Origin of the sequence: Sphingomonas flavalba (genome assembly GCF_047553045.1) — a bacterium.
In the GTDB taxonomy this organism is placed as follows: domain Bacteria; phylum Pseudomonadota; class Alphaproteobacteria; order Sphingomonadales; family Sphingomonadaceae; genus Sphingomonas_L; species Sphingomonas_L flavalba_A.
In genome coordinates this window covers 223,593-245,469 of the sequence record NZ_CP180208.1, presented here as the reverse complement: position 1 = coordinate 245,469, position 21,877 = coordinate 223,593, and the positions used below count along the sequence as shown (strand labels likewise).

The following is a 21,877-nucleotide window of genomic DNA, read 5'->3' as shown; positions in this document are numbered from 1 at the left end:
GCAGGGGGTAGCGCACTGGGGGCGGCTGGCGGGCCGCCCCCGGCGCCGGATCAGTCGGGGACGACGGCGGTGGCTTCGATTTCGATCAGCGCCTCATCCTCGATCAGGGCGACGACCTGAACCACGGCCATGACCGGGAAATTCTTGCCCATGATCTCGCGGTAGATTTCGCCGATGCGGCGGGCGTTGCGCAGATAGGCCTGCTTGTCGGTGATGTACCAGGTCATCCGCACGACATGTTCGGGGCCGGCCTCATCCTCCGCCAGCAGGGCGACGAGATTGCGCAGCAGCTGTTCGAACTGGCCGGGCAGGTCCTTCGCCTCGAACACTTCCTCCGCCGTCCAGCCGATCAGCCCGGCGACGTAGATCGTGCGGCCGCGCGTCGAGATGGCGTTGGCGTAACCCTTTGGGCGCGGCCAGCCGGCCGGCAACAATACTCGCTTCATCACTTTTCCCTTGCTTGCGCGGCGGCGAGTGCCGCGCGCGCGATAACGACCTTCTGAACCTCGCTGGCGCCTTCGTAGATGCGCAGCGCGCGGATTTCGCGGTAGAGCCGCTCGACCATGTTGCCGCTGACCACCCCGGCGCCGCCGAACAGCTGGACCGCCTTGTCGATGGTCTGCTGCGCCGTGTCGGTGGCGTGGAGTTTCGCCATCGCCGCTTCGCGGGTGACGCGCGGCTGGCCGCTGTCCTTGGCCCAGGCGGCGCGGTAGATCAGCAGCGCGCTGGCATCGTTGCCGAGCGCCATGTCGGCGAGCGCCGCCTGCGTCAGCTGCAGATCGCCGAGCGGGGCGCCGAACAGCTTGCGGTTGACCGCGCGGTCGAGCGCCTCGTCCGTCGCGCGGCGGGCGAAGCCGAGCGCGGCGGCGCCGACCGTCGAGCGGAACACGTCGAGCGTCGCCATCGCGATCTTGAAGCCCTGCCCCGCTTCGCCGATCAGATGATCGTCGGGCACGAAGCAGTCGGCGAAGCGGATCGTCGCCAGCGGGTGCGGCGCGATCACGTCGATGCGATCGACGACCGAGAAACCCTCCGTCGCCGTCGGCAGCACGAAGGCGGAGATGCCGCGGGCGCCCGGCGCCTCTCCGCTATGGGCGAAGACGGTCAGCAGGTCGGCGATGGTGCCGTTGGAGATCCAGGTCTTTTCGCCGTTGATCACCCAGCCGCCGGGGACGCGGCGCGCCGTCGTCTCCATCGCCGCGACGTCCGACCCGGCCTTTGCCTCCGACAGGGCGAAGCCGGCGATCATCTCTCCGCTGGCGACGCGGGGCAGATAGGCCTGCTTGACCCCTTCGCTGCCGAACAGGCTGATCGCGCCAGTGCCGAGCCCCTGCATCGCGAAGGCGAAGTCGGCGAGGCCGGCATGATAGGCGAGCGACTGACGGGTCAGGCAGAGGTTGCGGACATCGAGCGTCTCGCTCGCCCCGCCATAGGCGGCGGGGACGGCGTGGCGCAGCCAGCCGGCGTCGCCGAGCAGGCGGACGAGGCGGCGGCAGTCGGCGTCGACATCGCCGGTTTCGGCATGGAGCGCGGCGTCGTTGGCGCCGCACCACGCCTTCAGCGCGGCGAAGTGGTCGCGGTTGTGCGCCGCGAAGAACGGCCAGTCGATGAAGCTTTGGTCAGCCATGTCAATCGCCCTCGAACACCGGCTTCTGCTTGGCGACGAACGCATGGTAGGCGCGTTCGAAATCCTTCGTCTGCATGCAGATCGCCTGAGCCTGCGCCTCTGCCTCGATCGCGGTTTCGATCGGCAGCGCCCATTCCATGTTGAGCTGGTTCTTGGTCATGCCGTGGGCGAAGGTCGGGCCGGAGGCGAGCATCTTCGCATAGGCGGCGGCTTCGCCGGCGAGCGCGTCGGCGGCGCAGACGCGGTTGTAGAAGCCCCAGCGTTCGCCTTCCTCCGCCGAGAAGGAGCGGCCGGAATAGAGCAGTTCCGCCGCCCGGCCCTGCCCGATGATCCGGGGCAGGATGGCGCAGGCGCCCATGTCCGCGCCGGCGAGGCCGACGCGGGTGAACAGGAAGGCGGTCTTGGCGGCGGGCGTCGCGAAGCGGATGTCGGAGGCCATCGCCATGATCGCCCCGGCCCCGGCGCAGACGCCGTCGACGGCGGCGACGACCGGCTGCGGGCAGCCGCGCATCGCCTTGACCAGATCACCGGTCATCCGGGTGAAGGCGAGCAGTTCCGGCATCGTCATTTTGGTCAGCGGGCCGATGATTTCGTGCACGTCGCCGCCGGAGCAGAAATTGCCGCCGGCGCCGGTCACCACCACCGCGCGGACGGCGGGCGCGTAGACCAGCGCCCGGAACAGATCGCGCAGTTCCGCATAGGACTCGAAGGTCAGCGGGTTCTTGCGCTCCGGCCGATTGAGGGTGACCGTCGCCACCCTGTCGGCGAAGGCGAACGCGAAATGGTCGGGCGCATAGCTCGCCGGATCGAAACCGCTCATCATCTCTCCCTTTACATAACCTCGCCGCCGGCGACGACGATCGCCTGACCGGTGACCGAGCGCGCGGCGTCCGCCGCCAGCCATAGCACTGTCGCCGCCACCTCGTCCGGGTCGATCAGCCGGCCCTGCGGATTGGTGCCGGTGAATGTCGCCAGCGCATCCGCCTCGCTGCGGCCGGTGCGCGCGACGATCGTCGCGATCGACTGGCGGATGATCTCCGTATCGGCATAGCCGGGGCAGACGGCGTTGACGGTGATCGCGGTGCCGGCCAGTTCCAGCGCCAGCGACCGGGTCAGGCCGAGCAGCGCGTGCTTGGTCGCGGTATAGGCGCTGACATAGGCATAGCCCTTCAGCGACGCGGTGCTGGCGATGTTGACGATGCGCGCCGAGGGCAGCGCGCGCATGCCCGGCAGCACCGCCCGGCAGGTGTTGACGCAGCCGATGACGTTGGTCCGCCACAGGTCCGCCCACAGCGCGTCGTCGCCCTTTTCGAACGGCGCGGTGCGGACGACCCCGGCGCAGTTGACCAGCAGCCCGACCGGCCCCGCCGCCCCGGCCGCATCGGCAAAGGCAGCGGCGACCGCATCGCCGTCACCAACGTCGCAGGCAAGCGCCCGCGCGCCGGGCAGATCGGCGAGCGCCGCGTCGAGCCGGGCGCGGTTGCGCCCCATGATCGTCAGCGGATGGCCGGCACCGGCGAGCGCGCGGGCAATGGCGAGGCCGATGCCGCTGCCGCCACCGGTGACCACCGCATGGGGCGCCGCCGTCATTTAAGCGGCGTCATCTGCGCCGCGCGCTGCAGGTTGAGCTTCAGCTGGAAATAGCCGCTCAGATACTGCTTCGGCACCGGCGCGGCCGGATATTGCTGCTGCGCCGCCGCGCGGATCACCCAGTTGGCGTCCATCTGATGCGGGCGGGCAAGCGCGCACAGATCGGCCCGGCCGGCGGCGATGATGCTGTTGACGTGGTCGATCTCGTAGATGTTGCCGACCGCCATCGTCGTCACGCCGAGTTCGTTGCGGATCTGATCCGAGAAGGGCGTCTGGAACATGCGGCCATATACCGGCTTTTCGGCCTTGGTCACCTGCCCCGACGACACGTCGATCAGGTCGACGCCCGCCTCGACGAAGGCGCGGCTGATCTCGACCGCTTCGTCCGGGGTGACGCCGTCGTCGCCGACCCAGTCATGGGCGGAAATACGCACCGACATCGGCTTGTCGACCGGCCAGACCGCGCGCATCGCCCGGAACACCTCCAGCGGATAGCGCAGCCGGTTCTCCAGGCTGCCGCCATATTCGTCGGTCCGCTTGTTCTGCGTCGGGCTGATGAAGCCGGACAGCAGATAGCCGTGGGCGCAGTGCAGTTCGATCATGTCGAAGCCGGCATCGTCGGCGCGGCGGGCGGCGGCGACGAATTCGTCGCGGATCACGTCCATCCCAGCCCGGTCGAGCGGGACCGGCGTCTGGCTTTCCGGCGTGTATTTGACGTCCGACGGCGCGACCACCGGCCAGTTGCCGCTTTCCAGCGGCTTGTCGATGCCGTCCCATGCCAGCCGGGTCGATCCCTTCGACCCGCTATGGCCGATTTGCAGGCAGATGCGCGCATCGGGCGTGCGGTGGACGAAATCGGTGATCCGGCGCCAGGCGGCGGCCTGCTCGTCGTTCCAGATGCCGGTGCAGCCGGGTGTGATCCGCCCTTCCGGCGACGGACAGGTCATTTCGGTGAAGATGATGCCGGCACCGCCGAGCGCGCGGGCGCCGTAGTGGACGAGGTGGAAATCGTCCGGCATGCCGTCGACCGCCGAATACATCGCCATCGGCGACATGACGACGCGGTTACGCACCGTCATCCCGCGCAGCTTCAGCGGCAGGAACATCGGCGGCGTCGGGCCTTCGGCCGGCTTGCCGGTTGCGGTTTCGACCAGCTTCGCTTCCAGCGCGGCCAGCCATTCCGGGTCGCGCAGGCGCAGATTTTCGTGGCTGACACGCTGACTGCGGGTGAGCAGCGTGTAGGCGAACTGCATCGGTTCCATCTTCAGATAGCGGTCGAGATTTTCGAACCATTCGGTCGAGTTACGCGCCGCGTTCTGGAGCTTCACCACCTCAAGTTGCCGCTCGTCGCGATAGTCGGTGAGCGCGGTGTCGAGGGCGCCGGCCTCTGCAATGCCGGGGCGGTTCATCACCTCCGCCAGCTTGATTGCGTCTTCCAGCGCCAGCTTGGTGCCCGAGCCGATCGAGAAATGCGCGGTATGCGCGGCGTCGCCGAGCAGAATGATGTTCTTGTAATGCCAGGTGTTGCAGATGATGCGCGGGAAGTTGATCCACGCCGAGCCGCGGATATGCGCCGAATTGGTCATCAGCGGATGGCCGCCGAGATGCTCCGCGAAGATCTTTTCGCACAGGCGGCAGGTTTCTTCCTGGCTCATTTCACCGAAGCCGGCGCGTTCGAAGGTTTCCGGCCCGCATTCGACGATGAAGGTCGCGGTGTCCTTGTCGAACTGGTAGGCGTGCGCCCAGATCCAGCCCCATTCGGTGTTGACGAACAGGAATTTGAACGCGTCGAAGCGCTGGTGCGTGCCGAGCCAGACGAACTTGTTCAGCCGGACGTCGATGTCGGTTTCGAAATGTTCGTCGTAGCGGCGGCGCAGCTTGCTGTTGAGGCCGTCGGCCGCGATCACCAGATCATAGTCGGCGAGGAACGCGCTGTCCGGTTCGACCTCGACCTGGAAATGCAGGTCGATGTCCAGTTCACGGGCGCGGTCCTGCAGAATGTTGAGCAGCCGCTTGCGGCCGATGCCGATGAAGCCGTGGCCACCGGAGCGGATTGCCGTCTTCTTCTCACCGTCTTCGATGCGGATATCGATGTCGTCCCAATGCGCCAGTTCATCGAGCATCGCCTGGGCGCTGATCGGGTCGTTGGCGTAGAGATTTTCCATCGTCTGGTCGGAGAACACGACGCCCCAGCCGAACGTGTCGCCGCTTCGGTTGCGTTCGAAAACCGCGATCTCATGCGAGGGATCGCGCAGCTTCATCGAGATGGCGAAATAGAGTCCGGCGGCACCGCCGCCTACGCATGCAATCTTCATTGGCCGCCTTCCGCTTTGGATGAAACGAATCCTAAAACGCCTTGAAATTATTTCAAGCATAAAATAATTATGCCGCGAAACCACCGGAGAAAACCCGTATGTCGTCTGCCGATTCCACCCGCTGGCCCAGCTTTTCCCCTGACGACCCCCTGCTGCTCGACGAGTTGCTGACCGACGTGGAACGGCTGGTGCGCGACACCGCCCGCGCCTTTGCCGACGAGCATCTGGCGCCGATCGTTCTCGAGTCGAACCGGCATGAGACCTGCCAGCGCGAACTGATGCAGGCGTTCGGTTCGGTCGGGCTGCTCGGCCCGACGATCAACGGCTATGGCTGCCCCGGTGTCAGCTACGTCGCCTACGGGCTGATCGCGCGTGAGACCGAGCGGGTCGATTCGTCCTACCGCTCTGCCCTGTCGGTGCAGTCGAGCCTCGCCATGTACCCGATCTACGCCTACGGCACCGAGGCGCAGCGCGAACGCTATCTGCCGAAGATGGCGACCGGCGAATGGATCGGCTGTTTCGGCCTGACCGAGCCGGACGCCGGATCCGACCCCGGCGGCATGAAGACCCGCGCCCGCAAGGTCGCCGACGGTTATGTCCTGAACGGCGCCAAGATGTGGATCACCTCCTCCCCCTTCGCCGACGTGCTGGTTGTCTGGGCCAAGTGCGACGACGACAAGATCCGCGGCTTCATCCTGGAGCGCGGCGACGCCGGCCTGTCGACGCCGAAGATCGAGGGCAAATTCTCTCTGCGCGCCTGGGTGACCGGCGAGATCGTGATGAACGACGTGCACGTCCCCGAGGACCGGCTGCTGCCCGGCGTCGAGGGCCTTAAGGGGCCGTTCGGTTGCCTGAACAACGCGCGTTACGGCATTGCGTGGGGCGCGATGGGCGCGGCGGAGTTCTGCTGGCACGCGGCGCGGCGCTACGGCATCGACCGCAAGCAGTTCGGCCGGCCGCTGGCCCAGACCCAGCTATTCCAGAAGAAGCTGGCCGACATGCAGACCGAGATCACCCTTGGCCTGTCCGCCTGCCTCCACGCCGGGCGGCTGATGGACGACCACCGGCTGGCGCCGGAGGCGATCAGCCTGATCAAGCGCAACAATTGCGGCAAGGCGCTCGACATCGCGCGGATGGCGCGTGACATGCACGGCGGCAACGGCATTTCAGACGAATTCGGCGTGATCCGTCACGTGATGAACCTGGAAGCCGTCAACACCTATGAAGGGACGCACGACGTCCACGCGCTGATCCTGGGCCGCGCCCAGACCGGGCTTCAGGCGTTTTCCTGAACCCGGGCCGGGGGCAGTTGCTCCATCGCGCCGGCGAGAGCGGCACCGCTCTCGTCGGCCAGCGCGGCATCGCGTAGCCGGCGGACCTGATCGACCGCATCGGGCGCGCCGGCGAGCGGTACCGCCGCATCGACCACCGCGTTGAACCGGCCGAGGCCGCGTTCGAACGTGTCGCCATAGCCCTTGATCAGCCGCTGGGTGGCGACGATTTCCGCTGCCAGGGCGACGTCGGTCGCGGCGACGCGGCGAACCTTGTCCAGCCAGCCTTCGATCCGTTCCTGCTCATGGATGTAGCGCAGGGTCGAGCGGCGCCAGCGCCGCATGCCGGACAGCATGTTCAGCATCAGGAACCAGCGCAGGCTGGTCGTCTGGACATGGCGGCCCTTCTCGAAGAACGGCTGCAACCGCCGGCTGAGGCCGGGGCGCGACAGGATGGCGTTGCCGAGCCAGGCCGGCATCGTCTCGCACACTTCCTGCAGGCGCGGGTGCATATATTCGGTCAGCGTCATCAGCTGGTCCCGGCCGAGCAGCACGTCCTTTTCCACACGGTCCATGCGGGTGGCGCGCACCTTCAGGTCGGCGACGCGAATCGTGTCCTCATAGCTCATCCAGAGAGCAAGGTGGCGCGCGGTTTCCCGTGTCAGGCGGAAATCGTCCTCGCCGCCGTCGAGCGCGCGGACGCTGTCGAGCCGGTCGAGGTAGAATTCGGCATAGGCGCGGTCCTGATAGTCCATCAGCCGGCGGACGCCCTCGATCGCGAAGCGGTGGGCGGCGGGCGGCAGCGTCGCGGCGATGCGGGCGGCAAGTTCTGCCCCGGCCGCGGTCGTCGGCTCCGGCGGTTGCAGCGCCGCTTCGACTTCGTCGACCCGGCTGCGGGCGCGGGCGGCGCCTTCCTCGAAGCCCTTCAGGTTGGCGGCGACCGCCTTGCCGCCGTGGCGGATCGCCGCTTCGAACGCCTCGCGCCCGAACGGCAGCACGTCGCTGCCCGCCAGCGCGCCGAGCATGATCGCGCTGATCGCGGCACCGGAGCGGGCCGAGGCGGCGTCCATGTCGAAGCCAATGAACCGCTTTGCCCGCCGTTCCGCCGCGTCGAGGATGCGTTCGCTGCTGCCCAGGCCGTTGCCCATCGCCGCTTTTTCGGAGATCGCGTAGATGCGGTGGGTCGAGCCGATCAGCGTCGTGCGTTCCGCCGAGACGAAGCCGCGCAGGATTGCCCGGCCGGCCTCCATCAATTCCGACGCGACGACGACATCGACGTCGCCGGGCACCGGCATCATCGCCAGCACCGGATCGGTACGGTTGGCGCCGGCCGCGCCCTTGCGGACCATTTCGATATAATAGACCGTCGAGCCGGTGCGCTGCGCGACGCCCGGCACCGACGTGCCCTGCGCCGTCCAGCCATTGGCGTTGGCGGTATCGAGAATCCAATCGGCGAGAACGCCGCCGCCCTGCCCGCCCAGCGCCAGAATGGCGATGGTGATGCGGTCACGGTCCTGTGGGAAGGGGCCGCTCATCAGAACGCCCGCGCGGCGATGCCGCGCGCCTGCCGCCGCTGGAGCCAGCCGATCACCGCGCCGCGCACCCGGTGCAGCGTGCGGTCCCAACCGGTGGGGTTGGAGATAATGCTGGCACGATAGAAACTAGGACAGAGCACCGCCGCATGCGCGACCTCCCCGCAATTGCCGCAGCCGACGCAGCTGTTGTCGATATGGGTGACCGGATCCTGCCGCAGCGGATCGGGGTTTGCCTTGACGCTGAGCGACGGGCAGCCGGACAGGCGAATGCAGGCATGGTCGCCGGTGCAGGTGTCCGGATCAACGCCGAAGCGGTCGCGGACGACACGTTTGCCGTCCTTCACCGCCTTGGCGAGCAGCGGCCGTTCGCGGCGCTGGCGGTTCAACATGCATTCGGACTGGGCGACGATAACCTTCGGCCCCTTTTCGGGGCTGGTCAGCGCTTCCAGCATCGCATCGCGCATCGCCGCGACGTCGTAGGTGCGGGTCAGCGTGCGCGCCCAGCGGACGCCCATGCCACGCACCGCCTTTTCGATCGGATTATTGGTCTTGCGCGTCGCGTTGTCGGCCTTGGACGACAGGATGTCCTGCCCGCCGGTTGCCGCCGAATAGCCGTTGTCGACGATGATCGTCAGATTGTCGTCCTGATTGAACACCGCGTTGCCGATGCCCGAGGTCAGGCCGTTATGCCAAAAGCCGCCGTCGCCCATCATCGCGATCGCGCGGCGCCCGCCCGGCCCTTCGCTGGGCTTGAATGCCGAGGCGGCGGCGGTGCCGAGGCCGTAGCCCATCGTCGTGTTGCCGATATGGAACGGCGGCAGGATCGAGAACAGGTGGCAGCCGATGTCGGCGGAGACGTGGAATTCGCCCAGTTCGCGCTGGACCAGCTTCATCGCCGCGAAGATCGGCCGTTCCGGGCAGCCGGTGCAGAAACCGGCCGGGCGCGGCGGCACCACCGCCGCCAGTTCCGGTTCCGGCGGGACCGGGACGGGAACCGTCGGCGCCCGTTCTGGCGCCCATTGCCGGAGGAAGCCGACGATGCCGTCATACAGCACCTGGCCGGAATATTCGCCGGCGCGCGGCAGCAATTCCTTGCCGATGACGCGGGTCTGGAGATCGGCCTGGCGGAGCAGCGTGTTCAGTTCGTGCTCGATAAATTCGGGCTGGCCTTCCTCGACCAGCAGCACCGCGGACTTTCCGGCGCAGAAGGCGCGCAGTTCGTCCGGGATCAGCGGGTAGGTGACGTTCATGCAATAGATCGGCACCTGCGCCGCGCCATAGGCGTCGGACAGGCCGGCCAGTTCCAGCGCGCGGTTCAGCGTGTTGAACAGCCCGCCCTGGACGATGATGCCGATCGAATCGCGTTCCGGCCCGAAATGTTCGTTCAGCCGCTGTTCGGCGACGAAGCGCACCGCCGCCGGCCAGCGCTGCTCGATCTTCTCGACCTCGTGCAGGAAATTGGCGGGGGGCAGCACGATGCGGTTGACGTCGCGGCGCGGGCTGGCCGCCGCCTCCCCCACCGTCAGCGGCGGGCGCTTGTTGTCGCGGGCGACGAAGCTGCCGGTGACGTGGCAGGCGCGCACGCGCAGTTCGAGCATCACCGGGGTGTGCGACGCCTCCGACAGCTCGAAGCCCTTTTCGACCATGTCGACGATGCTGGTCAGGTTCGGCCGCGGATCGAGCAACCACATCTGCGATTTCATCGCGAAGGCGTGGGTGCGCTCCTGCATGATCGAGGAGCCTTCGCCGTAATCCTCGCCGACGATGACCAAGGCGCCGCCGGTGATGCCGCCCGAGGCAACGTTGGACAGCGCGTCGGAGGCGACGTTGGTGCCGACCACCGATTTCCACGCCACCGCACCGCGCAGCGGATAGTTGACGGAGGCGGCGAGCATCGCCGCCGCCGCCGCTTCCGACGCCGAGGATTCGAAATGGACGCCGAGTTCACGCAACAGCGGATCGGCGTCGGCGAAAACGTCCATCAAGTGGCTGATCGGCGAACCCTGATAGCCGCCGACATAGGCGACGCCCGCCTGGAGAAGCGCCTTGGTGACGGCGAGAATGCCTTCACCCTCGAACACCTCACCGGCGCCGAGCCGGAGCTTCTCGACTTCCTTCTTGAAGGACCTTTCCGCCATCGCCTTATTCCGCGACCAGCGCGATCACGCGCAGCGGGCTGCCCGAGCCGCCCTTGATCTTGAGCGGCGTCGCGACGACGACCGAGCCGGTCGCCGGCAGCTTATCCAGATTCTGCAGGCACTGCAGGCCGTAGCGGCCGGCGCCGTGGAACAGCGCGTGGGCCGGATAGGGCGGGTTGAGCAGATGCGCCTGACCGGCATCGGTGCCGATCGTTTCCACCCCGAAGCCGTGGGCGTCGCGATCGTCGACCAGGAAGCGCACCGCTTCCGCCGACGGGCCGGGGGTGTGGGCACCGTCCTCGCGCCGGTTAGTGTAGGCGTCGACCGGCAGTTTCGACCAGTCGGTGCGCAGCAGCACCCAGGCGCGCGGCGGGATGCGGCCATGTTCCGCTTCCCACGCCTCGATATCGGCGACGGTCAGCAGATAGTCGGGGTCGGCGGCGGCCCTGGCCGAAATGTCGATCACCACCGCCTGGGCGATGAACGCCTTGGGGTCGATCGTGTCGAGGGTATTATCGGCCAGGTCCTTGCCGGTCACCCAGTGGACCGGCGCGTCGAAATGGGTGCCGGTATGTTCGCCGACGGTGAAGTTGTTCCAGTACCACGCGACGCCGCGCTCGTCATAATGCGAGATTTCCTCCATCGAGAAGGGCGCGCACTGGCCGAACGGCGGCGGCAGGACCAGCGTCGGCGTGTCGGGCGACAGCGTCTGGGTGAGGTCGACGGTGCGGATGGCGCCGGTGGCGACGGCGGCGGCGAAGTCGGTCAGCGTGGCAAGCGACATGATAATCCTCCCGGGGCGATGTTCTCGATTCGAAAGACTGCCCGATAAAACGTGCAGATGCAACTTTTATGGTTGCGCGGCACCACGCTTGTCGGCAGCAATGCCGTTGCGGCACCGGCGGTGGCGGCATGAGCGCGCCGCCCGCCCGTTGCCGCAACGCCGCCGGCGGATTAAGGCGTCACCCAAACAGGGAGTGCCCGTGGACAATCGTATTCTCGGCGATCCGAGCACCGAGGCGTTTCATGTCGAGAAATACCCGTTCTACCTGCTCAACCGGCTGGTCGGACGTTACAACGGCGTGATCGACGGGCGCCTGCGCGCCATTGGCCTCGACATCCCCTACTGGCGGGTGCTGATGATTTTGGGCGAACGGGCGCCGCGCGGCGTGCGCGACATCGCCAGCAGCGCCGTCATCCCGCTGTCGACGATGACCAGGATCATCCAGCGCATGGCCGCCGCCGGGCTGGTCGCCGCGACGAGCTGCGCCGAGGACGCGCGCGTCACCCATGTCTCTCTGCTGCCGCTGGGCGAAGCCAAGCTGGCCGAGGCGCGGCGCGCGACCGCGCCGGTCTATGCCCAAATCATCCGCGGCCTGTCCGCCCGCGATTTCGACAAGCTGATCGACCTGCTCGGGCGGCTCTATGCCAATCTGGACATGGAAGAATGTCGGGAAAAATGACCGGCGCGGCCATTCTTAAGGCTGGTTCCGATGGGCGGGACCGGTTGCAGCTTGCAAGGCCGGCGCCCCTTTTATAGCTGAAATATATCGCGGCCTTGCCGCATTGGCGGGGGAAGCGACGTGGCGCGGCCGATCAGGGAAAAGCATGACGGCGCACTGACCGGGCGGATGGACGTGCGGGTGTGGCTGCGCATGCTGAGCTGCACGACGACGATCGAGAAGCGGCTTCGCCGGCGTTTTTCCGAGCGGTTCGGCACGACATTGCCGCGTTTCGACGTGCTGGCCGCGCTGGAACGCGAGGATGACGGCCTGTCGATGGGAGAATTGTCCAAGCGGCTGCTGGTGTCCAACGGCAACGTCACCGCGCTGGTCCGCCAACTGGAGAAGGCCGGCTTTATCACCAGCCGGCCGGCGCCCGACGACCGGCGGTCGTCGATCGTCTCGCTGACCGAGACCGGCCGGGCGCATTTCACCGAGATGGCCGCCGCCCACCACGCGTCGATCAAGAGCATGCTGGCCGGGGTGTCGCGCGACGAGCTGGGCGCGCTTTACCGCCTGCTCGCGGTGATGAAGGCGTCGATCGGCGCGGAACATGCGAACGGAGAATTCGAATGAGCTTCGTCGCCCGGCGCGCCGTGCGCTTCGCCCATGTCGATGCCGCCGGCATCGTGTTCTATCCCCGCTATTTCGAGATGCTGAACGCAACCGTCGAGGATTTTTTCGCCGGGCATGTCGGTGTCGATTTCGCGACGCTGCACCTGAAGCGCGGCCTGGCCATTCCGACGGTGAAGCTGGACGTCGATTTCGTGGCGCCGAGCCGGCTGGGCGAGACCCTCGCCTTTCACCTGACCGTCGAACGGGTCGGCGACAGCTCGCTCCACCTGACAGTGGAGGTGCGCTGCGGCGACACGGTCCGGCTGCGCGCGGCGGTGGTCATTGTCAGCATGGCGATGGCGACCGGGCGGTCGCAGCCCTGGCCCGACGACATCCGCGCCGCCCTGCTGAAGCCGGTGGACGCCGCCTGAAACCGCCGCGGTGCCGGGGTCGGCGCGCGGCAGATATAATATTCATCATATGATTTGACAAATATCTCCAATGGCATATGGGATCGGGCCTTCAGGCTTTTCGGCCCGGGCGGCGCACGCCCGCCCCGGCGCGGCGGGGGCCGCCGCCGCCCGGCCGCCCGCCGAACCGGAGACACGCAGCAATGAAATGGCCCGCCAACCGCATTACCGACACGTCGAAGAAATCATTCGGCATGTTCGAAAAGGCGCTGGCGCTGGAGGCGGCCGGGCATGACCTGATCCACCTGGAATTCGGCAAGCCGGTGCATGACACGCCCCAGCACATTAAGGACGCGGCGATCGCCGCGCTGCAGGCCGGCAAGGTCCATTACAGCGACCTGTGCGGCGAGCCGGCGCTGCGCGCCGCGCTGGCCGCCAAGCTGGCGGCGGACAACGGCATCGCCGTCGGGCCGGACGGAGTGCTCGTCACCAACGGGCTGACCCATGCCGCCTATCTGGCGTTCATGGCCAGCATCGACCCCGGCGACGAGGTGATCCTGCTCGACCCCTATTACCCGCAGCACATCAACAAGATCGAACTGGCTGGCGGCGTGCCGGTGTTCGCCCCGCTCGACCGCGCCGACGGCTTCGCGATCCGCGCCGAGTGGATCGAGCGCCGGATCACGCCACGGACCCGGATGATCGTGCTGGTCAACCCGTCCAACCCGACCGGGCGGGTCTATTCCCGCGCCGAGCTGGAAGCGGTGGCGGCGCTCGCCATCCAGCATGACCTGCTGGTCGTCACCGACGAAGTGTACGAGCATGTCCTGTACGACGGCGCCCATATCAGCATCGCATCGCTGCCCGGCATGGCGGAGCGTACCCTGTCGCTGTTCGCGTTTACCAAGGCCTATGCGATGGACGGGTGGCGGCTGGGCTATATCGCCGCGCCGCCGGCGATGATCCCGGCGCTGCTGAAGATCGCGATGAACGACGTGACCCATGTCAACACCTTCATCCAGTACGGCGCGCTGGCCGCCGTCGCCGACGATCAGGCCAGCCGCGCCGCGATGGTCGCCGACGACCGGGACAAGCGCGACTATGTCGTCCGGCGGCTGAACCAGATGCCGGGCGTGACATGCGCGTCACCGGAGGCGACGATCTATGCCTTCGCCAATATCGAGGGCACCGGCCGGGATTCGACCAGCATCGCGACCGACCTGCTGGAACAGGCGCATGTCGTCGTCGAGGACGGCGCGTTCTACGGCGTCGGCGGACGCGGGCATATCCGCATCTGTTTCGGATCGGAGCCGATGCCGCGGATCGAACAGGCGATGGACCGGCTGAGCGGCTATTTCAACGCCCTGCCCGGCACGGGCGGCAAGGACGGCTGACCGGCCCTCAGCCTTCCAATATGCCGAAAGCGGCGGCGGTCGGCGTCAGATGGTCCACCACCGGCGGCGCGGCGAAATAGCCGCCGACCAGTTCGCGCCAGCGCGCGAAAGCCGGAGAAGCGCGAAACACCATATGGTCGGCGACCTCGTCCCAGCGGGCAAGGAGCACATAGCTGCCCTGTTCGATCGACCGGTCGAGGCGGACCGCGTGACAGCCGGGAACGGTGCGGAACAGTGGCAGCGCCTGCGCGACGGCGGCTTCGAACGCCGCCTCCGCGCCGGGCTTTATCGTGATCAACGCATGTTCCAGAACGCTCATCGTCGCTCCCCTGCTTCCGGCGCGCGGCGGCGCCCGATCGCGAAGCCCCTTAGCCCTCGATCCGCGCAAGTGGAAGCATTATCAGGCTTTTTCCGGCGCCTGGCGCGGCACGATCATGCCCTTGCCCGGCCCAATACGCGGTTCGGCGATGGACAAAGCGGCGCCGGTGCCGGAAATGGAGGGCATGTGCGAAGGGGACTCGCGCCGCGACGCGACGCCCGTCCCCGGCACCCGCAAGGGCTAGAGCAACGATGCAATTTGACCTGACTGACGAACAACGCGCGATCCAGGACATGGCGCGCAAGTTCACCGCCGACGCGATCACCCCGCACGCGGCGGAATGGGACGAGAAGCATATTTTTCCGCGCGACACGGTGAAGGCGGCGGCGGAGCTTGGTTTCGGCGCGATCTACGTATCGGAGGCGAGCGGCGGCATCGGCCTCGGTCGGCTGGAATCGGCGCTGATCATGGAAGCGATGGCCTATGGCTGTCCGGCGACAAGCGCGTTCATTTCGATCCACAACATGGCATCGTGGATGATCGACCGTTACGGATCGCAGGCGGTGAAGGACGCCTATCTGCCGTCGCTGGTCGGGTGCGAGCGGATCGCGTCCTATTGCCTGACCGAGCCGTCGTCCGGGTCCGACGCGGCGGCGCTGCGGACGCGGGCGGTGCTGGACGGCGACCATTATGTCGTCAGCGGATCGAAGGCGTTCATTTCCGGCGGCGGCGTTAATGACATCTATGTGACGATGGTCCGCACCGGCGAGGACGGGCCGAAGGGCATCAGCTGCCTGGTCATCGAGAAGGACATGCCCGGCGTCAGTTTCGGCGCGCAGGAGAAGAAGCTCGGCTGGCATGCCCAGCCGACCGCGCAGGTCAATTTCGACAATGTCCGCGTGCCGGTCGCCAACCGGGTCGGCGGCGAGGGCGAAGGCTTCCGCATCGCGATGGCCGGGCTGGACGGCGGGCGGCTGAACATCGGCGCCTGTTCGCTGGGCGGGGCGCAGCGCGCGCTGGACGAAGCGATCGCCTATACCCGCGAGCGCCGCCAGTTCGGCAAGGCGATCGCCGATTTCCAGAACAGCCAGTTCACCCTGGCCGACATGGAGACGGAATTGCAGGCGGCGCGCACCCTGCTCTACGCCGCCGCGGCGCGGGTGACGGAAAACGCGCCGGACAAGACCAAGTTCGCGGCGATGGCCAAGCGGCTGGCGACCGATACCGGATCGGCGGTGGTCGACCGGGCGCTGCAGCTGCACGGCGGCTATGGCTATCTGCAGGATTATCCGGTCGAGCGTTTCTGGCGCGACCTGCGCGTCCACCGGATTCTGGAGGGAACCAACGAGGTGATGCGGATGATCGTCGCACGGGAGCTGCTGCGCCAATGACCACCGACGTGCTGATCGAGGAGGAAGGCGGCGTCGGCCGCATCCGGCTGAACCGGCCGAAGGCGATCCACGCGCTGAACCTGGCGATGTGCGAGGCGATGATCGCCGCGCTGCTGCGCTGGCGCGACGACCCGGCGGTGCGGCTGGTGACCATCGACCATGCCGAGGGGCGCGGGTTCTGCGCCGGCGGCGACATCCGCATGATCGCCGAGAGCGGCGGTGGCGACGGCGCCGATGCCGCGCGCTTCTTTCGCGCCGAATACCGGCTGAACCATTTGCTGTTCACCTACAGCAAGCCGATCGTCGCGTTCATGGACGGGATAACGATGGGCGGCGGGGTCGGCCTTTCGCAGCCGGCGCGGTACCGCGTCGCCACCGAGCAGACCCGCTATGCGATGCCGGAAAGCGGCATCGGCCTGTTCCCGGATGTCGGCGGCGGCTGGTATCTGTCGCGGCTGCCGGGGCGGACCGGGGCGTTCCTGGCGCTGACCGGGGCGCGGATCGACGGGGCCGAGTGCATGGCGCTGGGCCTTGCCACCCACTACATCCCGTCCGCCGAACTGGCCGGGGTCAAGCAGCGGCTGGCCGAGGCGCCGGGCGATGTCGCCGCGATTCTGGCCGAGGCGGCGGTGACGCCGCCGCCGGCGCGCATCCTCGGCCGGCGCGAAACGATCGACCGGCTGTTCGCCGCCGAGCGGTATGAGGATATCCTCGCGGCGCTGAAGGCGGACGGCTCCGAATGGGCGAAGGCCGAACTGGCAACGCTGGCGACCAAGAGTCCGCAGACCTGCAAGGTGTCGTTGCGGCTGCTGGCCGAGGCGCGCGAACGCCGCGACTTCGCCGACGAAATGACCGCCGAGTACCGGATCGCCACCCGCATCTGCCGCCAGCCCGACTTTCTGGAAGGGGTGCGCGCGCTGATCATCGACAAGGACAATGCGCCGCGCTGGAACCCCGCCACCCCGGAAGCGGTGAGCGACGCACTGGTCGATTCGTTTTTCGCACCATTGCCGGCCGACCAGGAATGGACGCCGCTGTAGAGAAGGAGTGACGAGCATGGCGGATTACGAGACGATCCTTGTCGAGACGCGGGGGCCGGTGACGCTGATCACCCTCAACCGCCCGCAGGCGCTGAACGCGCTGAACGCGCAGGTGCTGGCCGACCTGATCGCCGCCTTCGCCGCTTATGACGCGGACGCCGAACAACGCTGCGCGGTGCTGACCGGCAGCGAGAAGGCGTTCGCCGCCGGCGCCGACATCAAGGAAATGCAGCCGATGGGCTTTGCCCGCGTCTATGGCGAGAACCTGTTCGCCGGCTGGGAACGGGTGACGGCGACGCGCAAGCCGTGGATCGCCGCCGTCGCCGGCTTTGCATTGGGTGGCGGATGCGAACTGGCGATGATGGCCGATTTCATCATCGCGGCGGACAGCGCGAAATTCGGCCAGCCGGAGATCAAGCTGGGCGTCGCGCCGGGCATGGGCGGATCGCAGCGCCTGACCCGCGCCGTCGGCAAGGCCAAGGCGATGGAGATGTGCCTGACCGGCCGGTTCATGGACGCCGCCGAGGCGGAACGCGCCAGCCTGGTGTCGCGCGTCGTCCCCGCCGCCGAGCTGATCGCCGAGGCGCTGAAGACCGCCGAGGCGATTGCCGCGATGCCGCCGCTTGCCACGATCGCCAACAAGGAGATGGTCAACGCCGCGTTCGAGACCGGGCTGGGCATGGGCATCCAGTTCGAGCGGCGGCTGTTCGCCGGGCTGGCGGCGACCGAGGACAAGGCGGAGGGGATGACCGCCTTCGTCGAGAAGCGCAAAGGGGTGTGGCAGGGGCGCTAAGCCCCGGCGAACCCATGGGTTGAACGGACAGGACACGGGACAATGGCACGCATCGCTTTCATCGGGCTGGGCAATATGGGCGGCGGCATGGCCGCGAACCTGGCCAAGAAAGGCCATGCGGTGCGTGCGTTCGACCTGGCGGAAGCGGCGCTCGCCCGCGCCGCCGACGCCGGATGCCTGGTGGCGGCATCGGCCGCCGACGCGGTTGACGGCGCCGATGCGGTCGTGACGATGCTGCCGGCCGGCAAGCATGTCCGCGCCGTTTACGAGGGCGAGATTTTCGCCGCCGCCGCACCGGGCGCGCTGCTGCTCGACTGTTCGACGATCGACGTCGATACCGCGCGGGCGGTGGGCGCGGCGGCTGGCGCGCGCGGGCTGGGCATGGTCGACGCGCCGGTGTCGGGCGGCATCGCCGCCGCCAATGCCGGCACGCTGACCTTCATGGTCGGCGGGTCCGCCGCCGACTTCGCCCGCGCCGAGCCGGTGCTGGCGGCGATGGGCAAGGCGGTGATCCATGCCGGCCCGTCCGGCAGCGGGCAGGCAGCGAAGATCTGCAACAACATGCTGCTCGGCGCGTCGATGATCGCGACCTGCGAGACGTTCGTTCTGGCGCGCAAGCTGGGGCTGGACCTGCAGACGTTCTACGATATCTCGTCCAAGGCGAGCGGCCAGAACTGGTCGATGACCAGTTATTGCCCGGTGCCCGGCGTCGGCCCGGAAAGCCCGGCCGACCGCGATTACCAGGGCGGGTTTGCCGCCGCGCTGCAGCTGAAGGACCTGAAGCTGGCGATGGCGGCCGCGCAGAGCGTCGACGCCAGCGTGCCGATGGGCGCGACCGCCGAGGCGCTGTACCAGGCGTTTCACAATGCCGGGCACGGCGGACTGGATTTCTCCGCGATCATCAAGCTGCTCGACGGGCAATAAGCGGGCGGGGCGCGCGGCGATGCGGACGATTTCCGAAGACGTGCCGGTCAGGCTCTATCTGCTCGACGACGCAGTTGGCGGGACCGCCGAGACGGTGCTTTACGGCACGCTGGCCGAGGCGCTGGCCGAGGCCGCGACCCTGCCGCCCGAGGTGCAGGATGCGCTCTATATCCAGACCAGCAACGACGTGATCGCTTACCGCAGCTACATCGACGGCTGAATCAGAACCAGGCGCGGACGCCGAAGACGATGCTGGTGGCCGAAACATCCTCTCCCGCCACGCGGGCGAGGCGGGCGGTGGCGCCGGCCTTGCGGTGCCAGGACAGGCCGACATAGGGCGCCCATTCGCGCACCACCTCGTAGCGCAGGCGCAGGCCCAGCGCGACATCGGTCAGGCCGGCGCCGACGCCGTTTTTCGGCACCGCCTGCGCGGCGAGGTTCAGTTCGGCGCGCGGCTGCAGGATCAGCCGCTGGGTGATGCGCTGGTCGTAGCTGCCGCCGAGCCGAGCGAACAGGGCACCGCGGTCGGACATGAACAACGCCGCTTCCACCTCGAACCAGTAAGGCGCCAGCCCCTCGACCCCGACGGTGGCGTAGCTGCGCGCCCGGCCGCGCGCGAAATCCTGCCGCGCACCGGCCTGCAGGTTGAAATAGGGGTCGATCGCCCGGCTGTAGAGCAACTGCCCCTCGGCATGGTCGACGCCGCCGCCGAAAACGCCCTCGCCCTCCGTCTTGACGACGACGCGGTTGATGTCGCCGCCGAACCAGCCCTCCGCCGCCCAGCGATAGCCGTCGCGGCCGCGCTGCGCCTGATATTCGGCAAGGTTGACGATCAGCTGGGAAAAGCGGCCGCCGCCATGGTCGCGGCGCAGCGCGGCGCGCGACGCCGCCATCGCCGCGCCGCCCCAGACCCGGTCGGCATAATCCGCCGCCGACGCGGGCGGCGGCGGCGCGGTTCCCGCCGGCAGGGCGGTTCCGGCGGCGGCCGGTTCCGGCAGCGCATGCCCGGCATGGGGGTCCGGCGCGGGGGCGGCCGGCAGGGTGCAATGGCCCATGGCGGCGTGCTCGGCGGTGCAGGCCGGGGCGGGTGGCGGCGGGGCCTGTGGCAGGGTGCAATGCCCCATCGCCGCATGTTCGGCGGTACAGGCGGGGGGCAGCGGTACCGCATGGCCATCGCCGTGCGCCTGCGGCGCCGCCAGCGCGGCAGCAAGGGCAAGCGCCGCGCTCATGCCGGCGCGCCTTCGACCGGCCGGACGGTGACGACCTGCATCATCCCGGCGTGCATGTGGTACAGCATGTGGCAGTGGAACGCCCAGTCGCCGGGCGCATCCATCGTCACGTCGAACGTCACCGTGCCGCCCGGCTGGACCTGCACCGTGTGCTTGCGCGGCGCATGGTCGCCATGGCCGGTCACCAGCTCGAAGAAATGGCCGTGCAGGTGGATCGGGTGGCCCATCATCGTGTCGTTGACCAGGGTGATGCGGACCCGCTCGTCCTGGCGGAACGGGATCGGCGCGGTGACCGCGTTCAGCGTCGTGCCGTCGAACGCCCACATATAGCGTTCCATGTTGCCGGTCAGGTGGATGCGCATCGCCCGCGCCGGGGCGCGGATGTCCGGGTTGCGGCTGGTAGCGACAAGGTCGCGATAGACGAGGACGCGGTGGCCGGCATCGGCCAGCCCCTGCCCCGGCTCCCCGGTGCGGTCGACCGGCATCGGCGATATCGACTGGACGACCGGCGTGCGTTTTACCTCTGGCGCATTGGCGAAATCGCGCATGCCGTGATCCATTGCCGGCGCGCCGGTGGGCGCACCGTGCGCCGCCGGAGTGCAATGGCCCATCGCCGCATGCTCGGCGGTGCAGGCGTCGCCGCCGTGCGCCATGCCGCCCATGCCCATATCCGCCATCGTCGCGGTCGGGCGCGGGCGCAGCGGCGGCACCGGCGCGGCCATGCCGGCGCGCGGGGCAAGGGTGGCGCGCGCCATGCCGGATCGGTCGACGCTTTCGCCGACCAGCGTATAGGCGCAGTCCTCGGCCGGGGTGACGATCACGTCATAGGTCTCGGCGATCGCGATCTGCAGTTCGTCGACCGTCACCGGGCGGACATCGAGCCCATCGGCCTGCACCACGGTCATCGTCAGGCCGGGGATGCGGACGTTGAAGGTGGTCATCGCCGAAGCGTTGATCAGGCGCAACCGCACCCGCTCGCCCGGCGCGAACAGCGCCGTCCAGTTGTCGGCGGGGCCGTGGCCGTTGACCAGATAGGTATAGGCGGCGCCGGTCACGTCGGAAATGTCGGTCGGGTCCATCCGCATCGCGCCCCAGGCAAAGCGTTCCGCCGCCGACTGCCCCTCGCCGCGCAGCTGGTCGGCCAGCGTCTGCTTCTGGCGATTGAAATACCCGCCCTGCAGCTTCAGCTTGCGGAAGATCGCGTGCGGGTGGAACGGGCTGTGGTCCGACAGCACCACGACATGCTCGCGGTCGGAACCGATCGGGTCGGGGCCGGCGGGGTCGATGACGATCGGGCCGTAATGGCCCATCTGCTCCTGCAGGCCGGAATGGCTGTGATACCAGTAGGTCCCGGCCTGACGGACCGGGAATTCGTAGACGAAGGTGGCGCGCGGCGCGATGCCGGGAAAGCTGACGCCGGGCACCCCGTCCATATGGGCCGGCAGCAGCAACCCGTGCCAGTGGATCGAACTGTCCTCGTCCAGCGCATTCTCGACGTGCAGGCGCACGTCCTGCCCCTCGCGCAGGCGCAGCAGCGGCCCCGGCACGGTGCCGTTGAGGCCGATGGCGTGGCGGGTCTTGCCGTCGATGCTCAGCATCTGGTGGGCGATGCGCAGGTGGATGTCGCCGCCCGACAGCACCGTCGGCGCCCGGACGATCCCCGCCGACACCGGCTGCGCCCAGCCGGGGAACCATGGCGCGAAGGCGGCGGTGCCGCCAAACGCGGCGGCGCCGCGCAGCAACCCTCGCCGGTCGACGGGGGCGGTGATGTTCAGAGCCGGGCGCGTGAATGCCATCACCGGCCAATCGCACCTGACATTATGGCAGGGTCAACCCCCTTTTGC

The 21,877-nt window shown here is 68.2% G+C and carries 21 protein-coding genes; 10 read left to right on the top strand and 11 right to left on the bottom strand.

Annotated elements, in window-relative coordinates:
• Positions 1–50: 50 nt before the first annotated feature.
• Genes ACMT1E_RS01175 through ACMT1E_RS01155 form a run of 5 tightly spaced genes read right to left on the bottom strand, consistent with a single transcriptional unit; the run spans position 51 to position 5,532 of the window.
• The gene (locus ACMT1E_RS01175; protein ID WP_414901698.1) at positions 51–446 is read right to left on the bottom strand and encodes a RidA family protein; all 396 of its coding nucleotides are present in this window, start codon (positions 444–446) and stop codon (positions 51–53) included.
• Positions 446–1,627: an acyl-CoA dehydrogenase family protein gene (locus ACMT1E_RS01170; RefSeq protein ID WP_414901696.1), complete on the bottom strand. Its 1,182-nt coding sequence runs from the start codon at positions 1,625–1,627 to the stop codon at positions 446–448. Before ACMT1E_RS01170 ends, ACMT1E_RS01175 begins: the two co-directional genes overlap by 1 nt.
• Before the next feature lies 1 nt (position 1,628).
• Positions 1,629–2,447, bottom strand: coding sequence for an enoyl-CoA hydratase family protein (locus ACMT1E_RS01165; RefSeq protein WP_414901694.1), 819 nt, complete (start codon positions 2,445–2,447; stop codon positions 1,629–1,631).
• Between the two features lie 11 nt (positions 2,448–2,458).
• Entirely contained in the window at positions 2,459–3,217 is a 759-nt protein-coding gene (locus ACMT1E_RS01160; RefSeq protein WP_414901693.1) for an SDR family NAD(P)-dependent oxidoreductase, read from the bottom strand.
• Complete coding sequence (locus tag ACMT1E_RS01155) at positions 3,214–5,532, bottom strand: bifunctional salicylyl-CoA 5-hydroxylase/oxidoreductase (RefSeq protein WP_414901692.1); 2,319 nt, start codon at positions 5,530–5,532, stop codon at positions 3,214–3,216. Before ACMT1E_RS01155 ends, ACMT1E_RS01160 begins: the two co-directional genes overlap by 4 nt.
• Positions 5,533–5,630: 98 nt before the next feature.
• On the opposite strand from ACMT1E_RS01155, the gene ACMT1E_RS01150 reads away from it, so the two are divergent.
• Positions 5,631–6,824, top strand: a complete 1,194-nt coding sequence (locus ACMT1E_RS01150; protein WP_414901690.1) for an acyl-CoA dehydrogenase — start codon at positions 5,631–5,633, stop codon at positions 6,822–6,824.
• Here ACMT1E_RS01150 and ACMT1E_RS01145 read toward each other — a convergent pair.
• Genes ACMT1E_RS01145 through ACMT1E_RS01135 form a run of 3 tightly spaced genes read right to left on the bottom strand, consistent with a single transcriptional unit; the run spans position 6,809 to position 11,260 of the window.
• Positions 6,809–8,338, bottom strand: a complete 1,530-nt coding sequence (locus tag ACMT1E_RS01145; protein WP_414901688.1) for an indolepyruvate oxidoreductase subunit beta family protein — start codon at positions 8,336–8,338, stop codon at positions 6,809–6,811. The two genes, ACMT1E_RS01150 and ACMT1E_RS01145, sit on opposite strands and share 16 nt — an antisense overlap.
• Positions 8,338–10,476 carry a thiamine pyrophosphate-dependent enzyme gene (locus tag ACMT1E_RS01140; RefSeq protein WP_414901687.1) on the bottom strand — a complete coding sequence of 713 codons (2,139 nt, stop codon included), beginning with the start codon at positions 10,474–10,476 and terminating at the stop codon, positions 8,338–8,340. The genes ACMT1E_RS01145 and ACMT1E_RS01140 overlap by 1 nt, the downstream gene beginning before the upstream one ends.
• A 4-nt stretch (positions 10,477–10,480) precedes the next feature.
• Complete coding sequence (locus tag ACMT1E_RS01135; protein WP_414901685.1) at positions 10,481–11,260, bottom strand: cyclase family protein; 780 nt, start codon at positions 11,258–11,260, stop codon at positions 10,481–10,483.
• Between the two features lie 199 nt (positions 11,261–11,459).
• Here ACMT1E_RS01135 and ACMT1E_RS01130 point away from each other — a divergent pair, with 199 nt between their 5' ends.
• The 4 genes from ACMT1E_RS01130 (at position 11,460) to ACMT1E_RS01115 (ending at position 14,337) form a co-directional block, all read left to right on the top strand.
• Complete coding sequence (locus ACMT1E_RS01130) at positions 11,460–11,939, top strand: MarR family winged helix-turn-helix transcriptional regulator (RefSeq protein ID WP_414901684.1); 480 nt, start codon at positions 11,460–11,462, stop codon at positions 11,937–11,939.
• Between the two features lie 120 nt (positions 11,940–12,059).
• A complete protein-coding gene (locus ACMT1E_RS01125) occupies positions 12,060–12,554 on the top strand; it encodes a MarR family winged helix-turn-helix transcriptional regulator (protein ID WP_414901683.1) in 495 nt (164 codons plus the stop codon).
• Complete coding sequence (locus tag ACMT1E_RS01120; RefSeq protein ID WP_414901681.1) at positions 12,551–12,964, top strand: acyl-CoA thioesterase; 414 nt, start codon at positions 12,551–12,553, stop codon at positions 12,962–12,964. The genes ACMT1E_RS01125 and ACMT1E_RS01120 overlap by 4 nt, the downstream gene beginning before the upstream one ends.
• Positions 12,965–13,146: 182 nt before the next feature.
• Positions 13,147–14,337, top strand: coding sequence for a pyridoxal phosphate-dependent aminotransferase (locus tag ACMT1E_RS01115; protein WP_414901680.1), 1,191 nt, complete (start codon positions 13,147–13,149; stop codon positions 14,335–14,337).
• A gap of 7 nt (positions 14,338–14,344) precedes the next feature.
• Here the strand turns inward: ACMT1E_RS01115 and ACMT1E_RS01110 are convergent, their stop codons facing one another.
• A complete protein-coding gene (locus tag ACMT1E_RS01110) occupies positions 14,345–14,656 on the bottom strand; it encodes a putative quinol monooxygenase (protein ID WP_414901679.1) in 312 nt (103 codons plus the stop codon).
• Between the two features lie 251 nt (positions 14,657–14,907).
• Between ACMT1E_RS01110 and ACMT1E_RS01105 the strand changes: the two genes are divergently transcribed.
• The 5 genes from ACMT1E_RS01105 to ACMT1E_RS01085 are packed head-to-tail and all read left to right on the top strand — an operon-like array spanning position 14,908 to position 19,024.
• Positions 14,908–16,047, top strand: a complete 1,140-nt coding sequence (locus ACMT1E_RS01105) for an acyl-CoA dehydrogenase family protein (RefSeq protein ID WP_414901678.1) — start codon at positions 14,908–14,910, stop codon at positions 16,045–16,047.
• Positions 16,044–17,087: an enoyl-CoA hydratase/isomerase family protein gene (locus ACMT1E_RS01100; RefSeq protein ID WP_414901677.1), complete on the top strand. Its 1,044-nt coding sequence runs from the start codon at positions 16,044–16,046 to the stop codon at positions 17,085–17,087. The genes ACMT1E_RS01105 and ACMT1E_RS01100 overlap by 4 nt, the downstream gene beginning before the upstream one ends.
• Positions 17,088–17,103: 16 nt before the next feature.
• The gene (locus ACMT1E_RS01095) at positions 17,104–17,880 is read left to right on the top strand and encodes an enoyl-CoA hydratase-related protein (protein WP_414901675.1); all 777 of its coding nucleotides are present in this window, start codon (positions 17,104–17,106) and stop codon (positions 17,878–17,880) included.
• A 42-nt stretch (positions 17,881–17,922) separates the two neighbouring features.
• The gene (gene mmsB, locus ACMT1E_RS01090; RefSeq protein WP_414901674.1) at positions 17,923–18,804 is read left to right on the top strand and encodes a 3-hydroxyisobutyrate dehydrogenase; all 882 of its coding nucleotides are present in this window, start codon (positions 17,923–17,925) and stop codon (positions 18,802–18,804) included.
• A gap of 19 nt (positions 18,805–18,823) precedes the next feature.
• Entirely contained in the window at positions 18,824–19,024 is a 201-nt protein-coding gene (locus ACMT1E_RS01085) for a hypothetical protein (RefSeq protein ID WP_414901673.1), read from the top strand.
• Between the two features lies 1 nt (position 19,025).
• Here the strand turns inward: ACMT1E_RS01085 and ACMT1E_RS01080 are convergent, their stop codons facing one another.
• Complete coding sequence (locus tag ACMT1E_RS01080) at positions 19,026–20,033, bottom strand: copper resistance protein B (RefSeq protein WP_414901672.1); 1,008 nt, start codon at positions 20,031–20,033, stop codon at positions 19,026–19,028.
• Complete coding sequence (locus ACMT1E_RS01075; protein ID WP_414901670.1) at positions 20,030–21,829, bottom strand: copper resistance system multicopper oxidase; 1,800 nt, start codon at positions 21,827–21,829, stop codon at positions 20,030–20,032. The genes ACMT1E_RS01080 and ACMT1E_RS01075 overlap by 4 nt, the downstream gene beginning before the upstream one ends.
• Between the last annotated feature and the right edge of the window lie 48 nt (positions 21,830–21,877).

Excerpts from the sequence above, each read along its gene's own strand:
- ACMT1E_RS01175 (WP_414901698.1), bottom strand. The coding sequence starts at position 446 with ATGAAGCGAGTATTGTTGCCGGCCGGCTGGCCGCGCCCAAAGGGTTAC.
- ACMT1E_RS01140 (WP_414901687.1), bottom strand. The coding sequence starts at position 10,476 with ATGGCGGAAAGGTCCTTCAAGAAGGAAGTCGAGAAGCTCCGGCTCGGC.
- ACMT1E_RS01145 (WP_414901688.1), bottom strand. The coding sequence starts at position 8,338 with ATGAGCGGCCCCTTCCCACAGGACCGTGACCGCATCACCATCGCCATT.
- ACMT1E_RS01095 (WP_414901675.1), top strand. The coding sequence starts at position 17,104 with ATGGCGGATTACGAGACGATCCTTGTCGAGACGCGGGGGCCGGTGACG.
- ACMT1E_RS01085 (WP_414901673.1), top strand. The coding sequence starts at position 18,824 with ATGCGGACGATTTCCGAAGACGTGCCGGTCAGGCTCTATCTGCTCGAC.
- ACMT1E_RS01110 (WP_414901679.1), bottom strand. The coding sequence starts at position 14,656 with ATGAGCGTTCTGGAACATGCGTTGATCACGATAAAGCCCGGCGCGGAG.
- ACMT1E_RS01075 (WP_414901670.1), bottom strand. The coding sequence starts at position 21,829 with ATGGCATTCACGCGCCCGGCTCTGAACATCACCGCCCCCGTCGACCGG.
- ACMT1E_RS01120 (WP_414901681.1), top strand. The coding sequence starts at position 12,551 with ATGAGCTTCGTCGCCCGGCGCGCCGTGCGCTTCGCCCATGTCGATGCC.
- ACMT1E_RS01080 (WP_414901672.1), bottom strand. The coding sequence starts at position 20,033 with ATGAGCGCGGCGCTTGCCCTTGCTGCCGCGCTGGCGGCGCCGCAGGCG.
- ACMT1E_RS01100 (WP_414901677.1), top strand. The coding sequence starts at position 16,044 with ATGACCACCGACGTGCTGATCGAGGAGGAAGGCGGCGTCGGCCGCATC.
- ACMT1E_RS01115 (WP_414901680.1), top strand. The coding sequence starts at position 13,147 with ATGAAATGGCCCGCCAACCGCATTACCGACACGTCGAAGAAATCATTC.
- ACMT1E_RS01105 (WP_414901678.1), top strand. The coding sequence starts at position 14,908 with ATGCAATTTGACCTGACTGACGAACAACGCGCGATCCAGGACATGGCG.
- ACMT1E_RS01170 (WP_414901696.1), bottom strand. The coding sequence starts at position 1,627 with ATGGCTGACCAAAGCTTCATCGACTGGCCGTTCTTCGCGGCGCACAAC.
- mmsB (WP_414901674.1), top strand. The coding sequence starts at position 17,923 with ATGGCACGCATCGCTTTCATCGGGCTGGGCAATATGGGCGGCGGCATG.
- ACMT1E_RS01135 (WP_414901685.1), bottom strand. The coding sequence starts at position 11,260 with ATGTCGCTTGCCACGCTGACCGACTTCGCCGCCGCCGTCGCCACCGGC.
- ACMT1E_RS01150 (WP_414901690.1), top strand. The coding sequence starts at position 5,631 with ATGTCGTCTGCCGATTCCACCCGCTGGCCCAGCTTTTCCCCTGACGAC.
- ACMT1E_RS01155 (WP_414901692.1), bottom strand. The coding sequence starts at position 5,532 with ATGAAGATTGCATGCGTAGGCGGCGGTGCCGCCGGACTCTATTTCGCC.
- ACMT1E_RS01165 (WP_414901694.1), bottom strand. The coding sequence starts at position 2,447 with ATGAGCGGTTTCGATCCGGCGAGCTATGCGCCCGACCATTTCGCGTTC.
- ACMT1E_RS01160 (WP_414901693.1), bottom strand. The coding sequence starts at position 3,217 with ATGACGGCGGCGCCCCATGCGGTGGTCACCGGTGGCGGCAGCGGCATC.